This window comes from Micrococcus terreus, assembly GCF_900116905.1.
Classification (GTDB): Bacteria; Actinomycetota; Actinomycetes; order Actinomycetales; family Micrococcaceae; genus Citricoccus; species Citricoccus terreus.
On the sequence record NZ_FPCG01000001.1, the window covers coordinates 512,607 to 527,216 of the forward strand.

General features: G+C 67.2%; 12 protein-coding genes and 1 rRNA gene. 10 read left to right on the forward strand and 3 right to left on the reverse strand.

Annotation, left to right across the window (positions count from 1 at the left end):
* Positions 1-9: 9 nt before the first annotated feature.
* From argB to BM355_RS02330, 4 genes are read left to right on the forward strand one after another with little or no spacing between them, the layout of a single operon-like run.
* The gene (argB, locus tag BM355_RS02315; protein WP_218154294.1) at positions 10-915 is read left to right on the forward strand and encodes an acetylglutamate kinase; all 906 of its coding nucleotides are present in this window, start codon (positions 10-12) and stop codon (positions 913-915) included.
* On the forward strand, positions 912-2,255 hold the full coding sequence (locus BM355_RS02320; protein WP_091693689.1) for an acetylornithine transaminase: 1,344 nt from the start codon (positions 912-914) through the stop codon (positions 2,253-2,255). Before argB ends, BM355_RS02320 begins: the two co-directional genes overlap by 4 nt.
* The gene (gene argF / locus BM355_RS02325) at positions 2,252-3,241 is read left to right on the forward strand and encodes an ornithine carbamoyltransferase (protein WP_091693692.1); all 990 of its coding nucleotides are present in this window, start codon (positions 2,252-2,254) and stop codon (positions 3,239-3,241) included. Before BM355_RS02320 ends, argF begins: the two co-directional genes overlap by 4 nt.
* Positions 3,238-3,735, forward strand: coding sequence for an arginine repressor (locus BM355_RS02330; protein ID WP_091693695.1), 498 nt, complete (start codon positions 3,238-3,240; stop codon positions 3,733-3,735). Before argF ends, BM355_RS02330 begins: the two co-directional genes overlap by 4 nt.
* A 91-nt stretch (positions 3,736-3,826) precedes the next feature.
* Here BM355_RS02330 and BM355_RS02335 read toward each other — a convergent pair whose 3' ends face one another.
* The 3 genes from BM355_RS02335 to BM355_RS02345 form a co-directional block, all read right to left on the reverse strand.
* Complete coding sequence (locus BM355_RS02335) at positions 3,827-4,531, reverse strand: hypothetical protein (protein ID WP_091693700.1); 705 nt, start codon at positions 4,529-4,531, stop codon at positions 3,827-3,829.
* A 151-nt stretch (positions 4,532-4,682) separates the two neighbouring features.
* Entirely contained in the window at positions 4,683-5,501 is an 819-nt protein-coding gene (rpf, locus tag BM355_RS02340) for a resuscitation-promoting factor Rpf (RefSeq protein WP_091693703.1), read from the reverse strand.
* A 348-nt stretch (positions 5,502-5,849) separates the two neighbouring features.
* Positions 5,850-6,269, reverse strand: a complete 420-nt coding sequence (locus tag BM355_RS02345) for an ankyrin repeat domain-containing protein (protein WP_091693707.1) — start codon at positions 6,267-6,269, stop codon at positions 5,850-5,852.
* A 135-nt stretch (positions 6,270-6,404) separates the two neighbouring features.
* On the opposite strand from BM355_RS02345, the gene BM355_RS02350 reads away from it, so the two are divergent.
* The 6 genes from BM355_RS02350 to BM355_RS02375 form a co-directional block, all read left to right on the forward strand.
* Positions 6,405-7,667, forward strand: a complete 1,263-nt coding sequence (locus tag BM355_RS02350; RefSeq protein ID WP_091693710.1) for an argininosuccinate synthase — start codon at positions 6,405-6,407, stop codon at positions 7,665-7,667.
* 63 nt (positions 7,668-7,730) lie between these two features.
* Positions 7,731-9,218, forward strand: a complete 1,488-nt coding sequence (argH, locus tag BM355_RS02355; protein WP_091693713.1) for an argininosuccinate lyase — start codon at positions 7,731-7,733, stop codon at positions 9,216-9,218.
* Between the two features lie 35 nt (positions 9,219-9,253).
* Positions 9,254-9,907, forward strand: coding sequence for a DNA-3-methyladenine glycosylase (locus BM355_RS02360; RefSeq protein WP_091693983.1), 654 nt, complete (start codon positions 9,254-9,256; stop codon positions 9,905-9,907).
* A 135-nt stretch (positions 9,908-10,042) separates the two neighbouring features.
* Positions 10,043-12,313 (forward strand): HelD family protein, encoded by a 2,271-nt coding sequence (locus tag BM355_RS02365; protein WP_091693716.1) that lies wholly within the window; start codon positions 10,043-10,045, stop codon positions 12,311-12,313.
* A 76-nt stretch (positions 12,314-12,389) separates the two neighbouring features.
* The gene (gene tyrS / locus BM355_RS02370; protein WP_425435581.1) at positions 12,390-13,739 is read left to right on the forward strand and encodes a tyrosine--tRNA ligase; all 1,350 of its coding nucleotides are present in this window, start codon (positions 12,390-12,392) and stop codon (positions 13,737-13,739) included.
* 649 nt (positions 13,740-14,388) lie between these two features.
* A 16S ribosomal RNA gene (locus BM355_RS02375) occupies positions 14,389-14,610 on the forward strand; the annotation flags it as partial.

Consider the following 14,610-nt stretch of genomic DNA (forward strand, 5'->3'; position numbering starts at 1 on the left):
GAGGAACCCATGATCGAGCACACGCGCGCCACGGCGAAGGCCGAAGTCCTGATCGAGGCCCTGCCGTGGATCCAGCGGTTCGCCGGGACCACCATGGTGATCAAGTACGGCGGCAACGCCATGGTCTCGGAGGAGCTGCGCCAGGCCTTCGCCGAGGACATCGTCCTCCTGCACCACTGCGGCATCCACCCCGTGGTGGTGCACGGCGGGGGACCCCAGATCAACACCATGCTGGACCGGCTGGGCATCGCCTCCGAGTTCCAGGGCGGACTGCGGGTCACCACCGAAGAGGCCATGGACGTGGTGCGGATGGTGCTGACCGGGCAGGTCGGGCGTGAGCTCGTGGGCCTGATCAACTCCCACGGACCCTACGCTGTGGGACTCTCCGGCGAGGACGCAGCCCTGTTCCAGGCTGAGCGCACCGGGACCGAGGTGGACGGGGTGGCCGTGGACCTGGGACTGGTGGGTGAGGTGACCGGGGTGAACCCCGCCGCCATCCGTGACCTGGTGGACAACGGACGCATCCCCGTGGTCTCCTCGGTGGCCCCGGAAGTGGATGCGGACGGACAGCCCACCGGATCGGTGCTCAACGTCAATGCGGACACCGCCGCCGCAGCCCTGGCCGCCGCCATCGGAGCGTCCAAGCTCGTGGTGCTCACGGACGTGGAGGGGCTGTATGCGAACTGGCCGGATCGGGACTCACTGGTCTCCTCCATCACGGCTGACCGGCTGCGGGAGCTGTTGCCCACCCTGCAGTCCGGGATGATCCCCAAGATGTCTGCGTGTCTGCACGCCGTGGATCGCGGCGTCCCGCAGGCCCACATCGTGGACGGCCGCGCCCCGCACTCGATGCTGCTGGAGGTCTTCACCACCGCCGGTGTGGGCACCCAGGTGCTTCCGGAGGAGCAGTCATGAACGACTCAACCGCTGTCAACGCAGTCACCCCGGACTCCACCGGGGCCGACCTGCTGGACCGCTACCGGGCGTCCCTCACGGGGGTGTTCGGTCAGCCCTCACGGGTCCTGGTCCGGGGCGAGGGCGCCACCGTCTGGGACGCGGACGGCCAGGCCTACACCGACCTGTTGGCCGGGATCGCCGTGAACGTGCTGGGCCATGCCCACCCTCGGCTAATCCAGGCGGTCACCGAGCAGCTGGGCACGTTGGGTCACATCTCCAACCTGTTCACCTCGCCGCCGCAGATCGCCCTGGCCGAACGCCTGCTCGAGCTGGCTCAGGCGCCGGCCGGATCCACCGTGTTCTTCGCCAACTCCGGGACGGAGGCCAACGAGGCGGTGTTCAAGCTGGCCCGGCGGCATGGCGGGGAGGACCCCAGCGGACGTCGCACCCGGATCCTGGCGCTGGAGCACAGTTTCCACGGACGGACTATGGGGGCGCTGGCACTGACCTTCAAGGAGCAGTACCGCAGGCCCTTCGAGCCCCTGCCGGGCGGCGTGGAGCACCTGCCCGCCGGGGACCTGGACGCGCTGACCCGGGCCATGGACGAGACGGTGGCCGCCGTGGTCATCGAGCCGGTCCAGGGCGAGTCGGGGGTGCACGGATGGCCCGCCGGCTACCTGCAGGGCGCACGGGATCTGTGCGATCGTCACGGGTCACTGCTGATCTTCGACGAGGTGCAGTCGGGCATGGGCCGCACCGGCACCTGGTTCGCCCATCAGAACCCGGCCGTCACCGGTCAGGATGCCCCGGTCCTGCCGGACGCCATGACCCTGGCCAAGGGGCTGGGCGGGGGCGTCCCGATCGGCGCGCTGATCAGCTTCGGCCCCCACGTCTCCGGGCTGCTCACCCCCGGCCAGCACGGAACCACCTTCGGCGGCAATCCTCTGGCCACCGCCGCCGGACTGGCCGTGATCGCGACCATCGAGGCCGAGCATCTGCTCACCCATGCGCAGATGCTCGGCGCCCACCTGGCAGGGCAGCTTCGCGTACTGCCGGAGGTCCGCGCGGTGCGCCAGTACGGCCTGCTGATCGGCATCGAGCTCGCCGTGCCAGCAGACCGGCACAGCGTTCCCGACGGCGGCCTGGCACCTTCCGTGGTCAGGTGCGGCGTGGAGCACGGCTGGATCCTCAACGCAACGGGGCCGCAGACCCTGCGGCTCGCACCGCCGCTGATCCTCTCCCGCGATGAGGCGGAGCGATTCGTCCAGGAGCTGCCGGAGCTGGTGCGTGAAGCACTCGCGGGCTCACCCTCATCGCCCGCCCCGACCGACTCTCACCGACAGGACCGGACACCGTGAACTCCACACCGAACTCTGGAAGCACCCCCATCCGCCACTTCCTGGTGGACACCGACCTGACACCCGCCGAGCAGTCCGAGGTGTTGGACCTGGCGGAGCAGATGAAGGCCGACCGCTGGCTGCACCGGCCGCTGGCCGGACCGCAGACCGGCATCGTGTTCTTCGACAAGACCTCCACGCGCACCCGGGTGTCCTTCGCCGCCGGCCTCGCTGACCTGGGTGGGCAGCCGCTGATCGTCAACCCCGGTGAGTCTCAACTGGGGCACAAGGAGACGATCTCGGACACGGCCCGGGTCCTGGAGCGGATGGTCTCCCTGATCATCTGGCGCACCTATGCCCAGTCGGGCCTGGAGGAGATGGCCCAGCACGCGCGGGTCCCTGTCATCAACGCCCTGTCGGATGACTATCACCCCTGCCAGCTGCTGGCGGACCTGCTGACCATCCGGGAGCACAAGGGCCGGACTGAGGGCCTGACCATGACGTACCTGGGCGACGCCGCCAACAACATGGCCAACTCGTATCTGTTGGCCGGCGTGACTGCCGGGATGCACGTGCGCATCGCCGGGCCGGCTGGCTACCTGCCCGCCGAGTCCGTGGTGTCCGCTGCACAGGAACGGGCTGGCGAGACCGGCGGGTCAGTGCTGATCACCGAGGACTCCACGGAGGCACTCACCGGAGCGGACGTCGTCGTGACCGACACCTGGATCTCCATGGGGCAGGAAGAGGAGAAGGAAGAGCGCCAGGTCCTCTTCAAGCACTATGCGGTCGATGAGGCTGCCATGGCCCTGGCAGCGTCGGATGCCATCTTCCTGCACTGCCTGCCCGCCTACCGCGGACTGGAGGTGGCAGCCGAGGTCATCGACGGCCCGCAGTCCGTGGTGTTCGACGAGGCCGAGAACCGGCTGCACGCGCAGAAGGCACTCATGGCCTGGCTGCTGTACCGCTCCGGGCTCGCCGTCCCACCGGAGGCAGGTGACGGTCGATGACCGTGCCCTCGACCAAGACAGCCCGCCAGGCGGCCATCCGTGAAGTGCTGGACTCCGGAGAGATCCACAGCCAGGGGCAGCTGCTGGAGGTCCTGCAGGCGCGGGGCGTCTCGGTGACCCAGGGGACGCTCTCGCGTGATCTCGTGGAGATCGGCGCCTCACGTGTACGTTCGGAGGCAGGGCAACTGGTGTATGCGGTGCCCCCGGAAGGGCCGGTGGGCCAGGAGTCCTCCACCTACCGGACCTCCGAGAGCGCACTGTCCCGATTGGCCGGCCTGTGCCGGGACCTGCTCATCTCTGCCGAGGCCAGCGCCAACCTGGTCATCCTGCGCACCCCGCCGGGTGCGGCTCAGTTCCTGGCCAGCGCGGTGGACCAGGCGCGGATGGGCGATGTGCTGGGCACCATCGCCGGTGATGACACCATCATGGTCGTGGCACGAGCGCCTGACGGCGGGGCGGCGGTGGCCGGGACCTTCCTGGAACTGGCCGGGTGAGGCGACCACAGTACACAGACATGACGACGGCGGGCACCCCAGCTGGGTGCCCGCCGTCGGCGGTTCTGGTGCCGGCTGGACCGGCGGAGCATCACATGCCCGGGATGGAGAAGATCTCCTCATCGGCAGGCATCTCGAACGGCTCGACGGCGTTCCACTCGGAGAAGTCGATGGCCCCGATGCCGGAGTCCTCGGAGTCACCCTGGCTCTCGATGCGGACGAGCTGGTTGTCCTTGTTGATCATCACCACGATCGGATCCCCGGAGTCCTTGTCGGTGCCGGTGTACTTGTAGACCTGCTGGCCGTTGTGCTCGACCTCCTCCGAGGTGTACTCGGTGTCAGCGAACTCATCGGCCTCGGGGCTCTCATCACGGAAGCCCTCGTAGAACGAGGACATGTTCATTCCGATGTCAGCAGGGGATTCGATCCACTTGTCGCCGGCCATCTCCTGCATGGCGGCGGCACCCTGCTGCTCCCAGAAGGCGGCGTCCGGCTTGATGTAGGTGAACTCCTTGTTGCCCACCAGCTCCATGGAGATGCCGTCTGCGGTGACCTTGCCTCCGAACGAGGAGTCGTCGGTCTGTCCGGCCATGTCCAGGCTGACATTCTGGCCGTCCTGATCCATCTCACCCACGATCTTCACCGACGAGGCATTCTGGATGCCCTCGCGCACCTCCGGCCAGACCTCCTCGAGCTTGGGCACGGAGGAGCCGCAGGCGGACAGTGCCAGTGCGGTGACGGTGCCCAGGGCAGTGATGCCGGCCAGGCGGCGGGTGCGAACAGCGGTGATGGTCATGAATCCCCTCTGACTTTCATGTTCAGTGTGTTGTTCGGTGGTCGGAATCAGCCTAACGGGAACCTGCTCGATAACGACAACGCGCCGGATGGGGAGAACTCCCCATCCGGCGCGTTGGGTGTGTGGCTATGCCGCGCGGCAGTGCCGATGATCAGTTGGCCGGCAGGTGCAGGGTCTGGCCGACGAAGATCAGGTGCGGGTTGGCCACGGTGTCCTTGTTGGCACCGTGCAGGACCTGCCAGCCGCCCTCGATGTTGTGGGCCTCAGCCAGCTTCGACAGGGTGTCGCCGGGCTTGACGGTGATGGTCTCACCGGAGCGCTCCACGGTGGGGGACACCACGGCTGCACGCTTCGGGGCAGCCTGCTGGACCGGGGCAGCCTTCTTGACCGGGGCGGCCTGCTGGACAGGAGCGGCCTTCTTGACCGGGGCGGCCTGCTTGACCGGGGCAGCCTTCTGCACCGGAGCGGCCTTCTTGACCGGGGCAGCCTTCTGCACCGGAGCGGCCTTCTTGACCGGGGCAGCCTTCTGCACCGGAGCGGCCTTCTGCACAGGAGCAGTCTTCTTGACCTGTGCGGTGCGCTCGATCGGAGCGGTGGTCACCTTGGTCTGAGCGGGCTTGCCGTACAGGCCCAGCTTGGCCGAGCATGCGGGCCAGGCGCCCCAGCCCTGGCCGGCCAGGGTGTTCTCGGCAACGCGGATCTGCTCAGCCTTGGAGGCGTGGTGCGGCATGCCCGAGCCGCCGAAGGCGCGCCAGGTGGACAGCGAGAACTGCAGACCGCCGTAGTAGCCGTTGCCGGTGTTGATGGACCAGTTGCCGGTGGACTCGCACTGTGCCAGGGCGTCCCAGGTGGAGGTCGGTGCGGCGGTGGCGGGGGTGGCCACGGCGGCCAGGCCTGCGCCGGCCAGGGCGACGCCGGCGAGGCCAGCGGCGGAGCGGCGGACGATGGTCTTGTTCGCGGTGTGCTTCATGAGACGTAGTTGGTTTCGGCCCACCTCTGCTCGAGCCGTCCCCGGCCGTCCGTGCAGCACCGTCCGCCGTCCGTGAAGAAGTACACGGCGCAGAACTCCCGGGGGACGGTGCAGGTGGGGGAGTTCCGCAGACACCCTAGATCACGAAAAGATCACAAAGCGGGTGCGGGAACAGTGAATAACATCGAGCAGGTCACGTCAAGCGGGATCGGTGCCACTCGACGCGCCGTACGCCGTTCAGTGACGTGCATCACTTCGTGTCATCCGCGTGATCTCGCCGTAATCGTTCCGTGATCTTTCGACGCTGGGAGATTTCTGTGAATCGGATCACACCACTGCTGGCGTGGGTCATTCCGAGGATTCCCGGCGGTGGTCCAGCAGGGCGCGCATGGCGTCCAGACCGAACATCTCGACGACGGCCCGGGGGCTCTGAGCGCCGGCGTCCGGATCGGCACCTGCCTCCAGGAGGGCGCGGGTGGACCGCTCGTCCTGGACGAAGACGGCGCAGGTCAGCGCGGACTGCCCGCGAGCGTTCACCCGGTGCACATCCGCTCCGCGCTTCAGCAGCTCGAGCACCAGGTCCGGGTGTCCGTTGTAGGTCGCCAGGATGAGCAGGGTGTCGCCCTTGTGGTCGGTGAGGTCCACGGGGATGCCCTGGTCGATGACGGAGGTCACCTCGTCGGTGCGCCCGTCGCGGGCCATGTCGAAGACGGAGTTCAGGAACTCGATCTGCTCATCGGTCAGCGGGGGAGGTGTCTGCTCGCTCATGTCTTCAGCGTAGGGCAGGGGGTCGCTTCCGTCTGCATAAATATGTAGAGTGTTGCATAGACACGCTCTGACAGACCGTGGTGACCGCCGAACCGACCGGATGGACACCCCGCCCCATGTATGCAGGAGGCAGCAATGACAGCTACACCCACCACCAAGGAACGGATCGTCCTGGCCTACTCGGGCGGACTGGACACCTCCGTGGCCATCGGCTGGATCGCCGAGGCCACCGGTGCTGAGGTCATCGCGGTGGCCGTGGACGTGGGACAGGGTGGTGAGTCACTGGAGACAGTGCGTCAGCGCGCACTGGACTGCGGTGCGGTCGAGGCCTATGTCGCCGACGCGCGCGACGAGTTCGCCGAGCAGTACTGCATGCCCACGCTCAAGGCGAACGGCCTGTACATGGACGCGTACCCGTTGGTCTCGGCGATCTCTCGTCCGGTGATCGTGCGCCACCTGGTCGCCGCCGCACGCCAGTTCGGTGCCTCCACCGTCTCCCACGGCTGCACCGGGAAGGGCAACGACCAGGTCCGTTTCGAGGTCGGCATCCAGACGTTGGGCCCGGACCTGAAGTGCATCGCCCCGGTTCGCGACCTGGCGCTGACCCGGGACAAGGCGATCGACTATGCCGAGCGCAACAACCTCCCCATCGCCACCACGAAGAAGAACCCCTTCTCCATCGACCAGAACGTCTGGGGCCGTGCTGTGGAGACCGGATTCCTGGAGGACATCTGGAACGGCCCCACCAAGGACGTGTACGACTACACCGATGACCCGGCCTTCCCGCCGGCGCCGGACGTGGTGACCATCACCTTCGACCAGGGCGTGCCCACGGCACTGGATGGCCGCTCTCTGTCGCCGCTGCAGATCATCGAAGAGCTGAACCGCCGTGCCGGCGTGCAGGGGATCGGCCGGATCGACATCGTCGAGGACCGCCTGGTCGGCATCAAGTCCCGGGAGATCTACGAGGCTCCGGGCGCCATGGCCCTGATGGCCGCGCACCGCGAGCTGGAGAACATCACGCTGGAGCGGGAGCAGGCCAGGTTCAAGAAGACCGTGGACCAGCGCTGGACCGAGCTGGTGTACGACGGCCAGTGGTTCTCGCCGCTGAAGAAGAACCTGGATGCGTTTATCGACGAGTCCCAGAAGTACGTCTCGGGCGACATCCGCATGGAGCTGCACGGCGGCCGTGCGACCGTCCAGGGACGCCGTTCGGACACGTCGCTGTACGACTTCAACCTGGCCACCTACGACACCGGCGATGCCTTCGACCAGTCCTCGGCCCGTGGCTTCATCGACATCTTCGGCTTGTCCTCCAAGGTCGCCACCGAGCGCGATCAGCGGGTGCAGGGCCTGGAGTCGCTAGACGACGTCGCACCCCTGTCCCGGCAGGACTGAGCCCGGCGGCCCAGACGCAGCACGGCAGCAGGCACGGAGAGCAGGAACGGGAGAGAGCACCGCATGAGCAACCACGACGACGCCACCCACCAGAGTGCCCCGAGGCACGGTACGAATGAGGGCTCGCTGTGGGGCGGTCGGTTCGCCGGCGGTCCGGCGGATGCCCTGGCGGCGCTGAGCAAGTCCACGGACTTCGACTGGCGCCTGGCCAGGTATGACATCGCCGGATCGCGGGCCCACGCCCGGGTCCTGCACGCCGCCGGCCTGCTGGATGAGCAGGAGCTGTCCGGGATGCTGCGTGCTCTGGACCGGCTCGAGGCCGATGTGGTCTCGGGGGCCTACGTGGCCGCCGAGTCCGATGAAGACGTCCATGGCTCCCTGGAACGGGGACTGATCGAGCGTGCAGGCCCCGGGCTCGGCGGGAAGCTGCGTGCAGGGCGGTCACGCAACGACCAGATCGCCACCCTGGGACGAATGTTCCTGCGTGACCACGCACGGCTGATCGCCGCCGGACTGGTGGACACCGTGGATGCCCTGATCGGCCAGGCCGAAGCTCACCCGTACGCGCCCATGCCCGGACGCACCCACCTCCAGCACGCCCAGCCCGTGCTGCTGAGCCATCACCTGTTGGCGCATGCCTGGGCGTTCGTGCGGGACCTGCAGCGCTTCGTCGACTGGGACCGGCGCGCGGCGGTCTCGCCCTACGGCTCCGGGGCACTCGCCGGGTCCTCGCTGGGCCTGGATCCCAACGCCGTGGCCGCGGACCTGGGGTTCGACTCGGCGGCCTGGAACTCGATCGACGGCACGGCCTCGCGTGACGTCTACGCAGAGTTCGCCTGGGTGGCCTCCATGACCGGGGTGGACCTGTCCCGGATCAGCGAGGAGATCATCTTCTGGGCCACCAAGGAGGCCTCGTTCGTCACCCTGGATGATGCCTACTCCACGGGATCCTCGATCATGCCGCAGAAGAAGAATCCGGATGTGGCGGAACTGGCGCGTGGCAAGGCGGGGCGGCTGATCGGAGATCTCACCGGGCTGCTGGCCACCCTCAAGGGACTGCCGCTGGCCTACAACCGGGACCTGCAGGAGGACAAGGAGCCGGTGTTCGACGCCGCGGACACCTTGGAGCTGCTGCTGCCGGCGGTGTCAGGGATGATCGCCACCCTGCGCTTCAACACCGAACGGATGGCCGAACTGGCCCCGCAGGGCTTCGCGCTGGCCACGGACATCGCCGAGTGGCTGGTCCGGCAGGGGGTTCCCTTCCGGGAGGCCCACGAGCTCTCCGGCGAGGCCGTCAAGGTGGCCGAGTCCCGGGGCGTGGAGCTCTGGGACCTGAGCGACGATGACTACTCCGCCATCTCGCCCCACCTGACACCCGAGGTCCGCACGGTCCTGTCCACGGAGGGGTCGCTGAACTCGCGCAGCTCGCAGGGCGGCACCGCGCCGGAAGCAGTCCAGGCCCAGCTGGCCGAACTCCAGCAGCAGCTGGCGCCCCTGCGTGACTACGCCTCGGCGCCTCCGCTCCTGGGTGAGGTCCCCGCAGGACAGTGAATGCCGACCCTGCTGGGGCAGACCGTCCCCAGTGGATGCAGACCCTGGAGCGAGGCGCGCTTCACGCCGCCCCACTGCTGCTCGGTGCCACGCTCTCGGTGGCCCGCAGCGGTCAGCTGGTCACGGTCCGGATCACCGAGGTCGAGGCCTACGAAGGCGAACGCGACCCTGGGTCACATGCCTACCGTGGGCAGACCGCGCGCAACGCCACCATGTTCGGCCCGGCGGGGCATCTGTACTGCTACTTCACCTACGGCATGCACTGGTGCGCCAACATCGTCTGCGGGACCCCAGGGACCAGCTCGGCGGTCCTGCTGCGCGCCGGCGAGGTGACCGCGGGAGTGGACGCCGCCGTCGGGCGCCGTGGTGCCCTCCCGGGCCCCAAGCTGGCCTCAGGTCCGGCACGGCTGGCCCAGGCGTTGGGCCTGGGCGCCGGGGACGACGGCACCGTCCTGCTCTCAGGCCCGGCTCCCTCGGTCACCGAGGGCGTTCCGCTCCCGGACGGAGTGTGGCTGAGCGGAGTCCGTTCCCGACGACGGCCAGGCACCTTGACCGGGCCCCGCACCGGAGTCTCCGGTGCGGGAGGGAGCGGCGAGTTCCCCTGGCGGTTCTGGCACCCGGGGGAGCCCAGCGTCTCTCCCTACCGGGCGGCAGCTGCGCGGCGCCGTCCCGGAACCGTCCAGAGCTGACCTTCGTAACGTCCGGTTCACCGAGGTCGCTGTACCATGGATGGTCATTCGTACCGGCGGTCCAAGACCTCTCCAGCAGAGGGGGATGTGGAGCGTCGGCGTCCGAACCGAGGGTGAGCCGAGGGCACGCTGAGCATGACTGATGTGGTTCCTGTCCAACACGACGACCTGGAGCATGAGCGTGCGTACGTCGCCGGGCTCTACACCCGGCTGGACGAGCTGCGTGCTGAGAAGGAGCAGCAGCTGGCACGCGTCCGGAAGTCTGGCGCGCAGGGGTCGTTGCAGAACATGTCCGAGCGGGACGCCTTCGCCTCTCTCTACGAGGACCGTCTGGCACAGCTCTATGCGGTGGACGACCGGCTGGTGTTCGGCCGATTGGACCTGGACAGCGGGGATGAACGGTACATCGGCCGCATCGGTCTGACCGATGAGGACCAGCACCGGCTGATGGTGGACTGGCGTGCACCGGAGGCGGGCGCGTTCTATCAGGCCACCGCGCACCAGCGCCTGGGCGTACGGCTGCGCCGGCACCTGATGCTGCGAGGGCGCACCGTCGTGGACCTCGAGGACGACATCCTGGACGCCACTCTGCTGGAGGACGGCGCTCATCAGACCCACGGCTCCGGGGCCCTGCTGGCTGCCGTGACCGCCAAGCGAACGGGACGGATGGGTGACATCGTCGCCACCATCCAGTCCGAGCAGGACGCCATCATCCGGTCACCCCTCAAGGGCGTGCTGGTGGTCCAGGGCGGTCCGGGCACGGGCAAGACCGCCGTGGCACTGCACCGGGCCGCGTACCTGCTGTACACCCACCGGGACCGGCTGAAGTCGGCCGGCGTGCTGCTCGTGGGCCCGTCGCAGTCCTTCATGCGGTACATCGACCGTGTGCTGCCGTCTCTGGGGGAGACCGGCGTGGTCATGTCCTCGCTGGGTCGGCTGATGCCCGGGGTGAAGGCGGTGGCCGAGCATGACCGCCGGGTGGCCGAGATCAAGGGGCGGTTGGAGATGGCACAGATCATCGCGGCCGCCGTTGCCGGTCGGCAGCGCCTGCCCCAGGGCAAGCGTCGGATGATGGTCGGCGGGACGCCTCTGACGCTGCGTCCGAACCAGGTCAAGCGCGCCAGGGACCGAGCCCGCGCCACCGGCAAGCCGCACAACGAGGCCCGGGCCACCTTTGTCAAGATCCTGTTGCGCGAGCTGACCGATCAGCTGCGCGAGGAGCTGGAGGCCTCATCCGGCACTGGCAATACGGCTGATCGGTCCTATCTGGCCGAGGACGTGCGCAGTGCACGCGATGTGCGGGTGGCCCTGAACCTGTGCTGGATGCCCCTGACACCCCAGAAGCTGCTCTCGGACTTGTTCGCTCGGCCGGACCTGTTGGCCGCCGCGGCACCGCAGCTGACGGAGGCCGAACGGTCCCTGCTGATCCGTGACGCGGATGCCCCGTGGACCGAGGCCGACGTGCCGCTGCTGGACGAGGCCGCCGAGCTGTTGGGTGATCTGGACCCCAGCGCTGAGCGGACCCAGGCCGCGCTGGAGGCTCAGCGCAAGCGGGACCTGGCCAATGCTGAGGCCACCCTGCAGAACGTCAACGCCGCGCTGGAGGAGATCGGCGTCGACGGTTCCATCACCGCTGAAGAGCTGATGGAGGCCAACCAGGCCACTGAACGGTGGGTCTCGGCGGCCGAACGTGCCTCCACTGATCGCACCTGGACCTACGGCCATGTGGTGGTGGATGAGGCCCAAGAGCTCTCACCCATGCAATGGCGCCTGCTGTTCCGGCGCTGCCCGATGAAGTCCTTCACGATCGTCGGGGACATCGCTCAGGCCTCGTCGGCTGCCGGAGCCGCTTCGTGGCGGTCAGCGTTGGAGCCGTTCACCGGGTCCCGCTACGAGCTGGTGGAGCTCACCGTCAACTACCGGACCCCGTCGCGGATCACCACTCTGGCGGCACAGGTCGCCCAGGCTGCTGGACTGCGGGTCTCCACTCCACAGGCGGTGCGTGAGGGCGAGTGGGAGCCGATCATCCGGTGCCTGGCGGAGTCGGAACTGGAGAATGGTCTGGCTGACGGGGTTCGGGAGGACCTGGGACGCATCGATGGGGGACTGCTGGCCGTGATCGTCCCTCGTGGTCGTGAGGTCGCGGTGGCCACCCTGCTCACGAGCACGTACGGAGAACGGGTGGGCTCAGGCAGCGGGGGAGCGGGGCAGGACATCGTCGTCACCACTGCGGCTGAGGCCAAGGGGCTGGAGTTCGACGCCGTGGTGATCGTGGACCCTGTCGTTCTGGTGGAGGAGGCGGGCGGGCTGGTCGGTGACCTCTATGTGGCCATGACACGGGCCACGCAGACCTTGCGCGTACTGTGTACAGGTGGCCTGCCTGACGGGCTGACCCCCACCGAGTGATCTCTGCCCAAGGGCACCTGTGCAACACCCCGTCCATGAGGCGGAATCCGGCTCGGACGCCTGATAGGTTCGCTTCGTGACCACCGTTTCTGATGCCTCGACCTCCAGCCCGGTGAACCCGGTGCTGGCCACCCAGTCCAATGACCCGTCCTTCGCCAACATCTGGCAGGAGCTCAAGTGGCGCGGACTGGTCCATGTCTCCACGGACGAGCAGGCTCTCGAGGAGCTGCTCGCTGGTGACCCGGTCACCTATTACTGCGGCTTCGATCCCACCGCCCCGTCCCTGCACCTGGGCAACCTGGTCCAGATCCTGGTGCTGCGTCGGCTTCAGCTGGCCGGCCACCGTCCGCTGGGGCTGGTCGGGGGTTCCACCGGTCTGATCGGCGATCCGAAGGAGACCGCCGAGCGGGTGCTCAACCCCAAGGAGAGGGTGAACGAGTGGGTCGGCTACCTGCGCGGCCAGATCGAGCGCTTCCTCTCCTTCGACGGCGACAATGCAGCGCGCATGGTCAACAACCTGGACTGGACCGCCCCGATGAGTGCACTGGACTTCCTGCGGGAGGTCGGCAAGTACTACCGAGTGGGCACCATGATCAAGAAGGAGACGGTCGCCAAACGGCTGAATTCGGACGAGGGCATCTCCTACACCGAATTCTCCTACCAGGTGCTGCAGGGGATGGACTTCCTGAACCTGTACCGCGAGCACGGGTGCATCCTGCAGACCGGTGGATCGGACCAGTGGGGCAATCTGACCTCTGGCACGGACCTGATCCGCAAGGTGGAGGGCGTCGCTGCCCACGCCATCGGTACACCGCTGATCACCAATGCGGACGGCACCAAGTTCGGCAAGTCGGAGGGCAACGCCATCTGGTTGGATCCGAAGCTGTGCTCGCCGTACACGTTCTACCAGTTCTGGCTCAACACCTCGGATGAGGACGTGGTCGCCCGGCTCAAGGTCTTCACCTTCCTGCACCGGGACCGGATCGAAGAGCTGGCGGCCAAGGTCGAGGCTGAGCCGTTCCGGCGCGAGGCCCAGAAGACGCTGGCCTGGGAGGTCACCTCCCTGGTGCACGGCGAAGATGCCACGCAGAAGGTGGTCGACGCATCGGCAGCCATCTTCGGCGGCGGAGACCTGGCCGGCATCGACGAGTCCACCTTGGCCTCAGCCACGGCGGAACTCCCGACGGCGGCCCCGGGATTGGGTGCAGCCGGCCCCGTCGGCATCGTGGATCTGCTGGTCGCCACGAAGCTGGCCACCTCCAACTCGGATGCTCGCCGCACGGTGGGGGACGGCGGCGCGTCGGTGAACAACATCAAGGTCAGTGACGTCGAGGCGACCTTCGGACCAGACCAGGCGCTGCACGGCCGGTACCTGTTGGTCCGCAGAGGCAAGAAGAAGATGGCCATGGTCGACCTCCAGAGGTGACCAGCACCACACGGAAAGATCTGCGGTGACCTCCACCTCTGTGCACGGTGGCAGCGCGCGGCAGCACAGCCCGAAGAGGGTCGGCATCATCGCAAGAACCGCGAGATTCCGGCCCTCTTCGGCACTCCGGACACCTCACTGTCGCCCCTGACCGGACGCATCCGACAGAGCCGGACGGCCGATTTGGCACCCTCCGAAAAGTGTGTGTATAGTTTCTCGAGTCGCCAGCCGCGGAAGCGGGAACATCGGCGGCCAACCCCGAACTGAGAATTCAGACCCTGGACTGTCGCGCTCACAAGTGCTACGGTAAGGGGCCGGTCGAGGATCGGGACAGACCACAACTTCATGGAAATCAACGGTTCAGCCGATTTGACAGCCACGAAGAACGCGGTCTAAGATTGAAAATCGCTGGATAACGAAAGACGAGAAAACAGCTCGAAGAAATCGAGAACCTCGGGAAGAGTTATCACAAGCCTGTTGTTTGAGAACTCAATAGTGTGCCAAGTTTGTTGATGCCAAGTATTTGATTATTTGGTTGCCATCACTTCATTGCACCCCCGTGTGGTGGGTGGTGGTTGCCGGGATGAGCTTGGGGGTTGTTGCTGCTGGTTTTCCGCTGGTGGTGATGGTTCTCGAGTGCTTTTTGTTTTTTACGGAGAGTTTGATCCTGGCTCAGGATGAACGCTGGCGGCGTGCTTAACACATGCAAGTCGAACGATGAAGCCCAGCTTGCTGGGTGGATTAGTGGCGAACGGGTGAGTAACACGTGAGTAACCTGCCCTTGACTCTGGGATAAGCCTGGGAAACTGGGTCTAATACTGGATATGACTTCTCACCGCATGGTGGGGGGTGGAAAGATTTATTGGTCTTG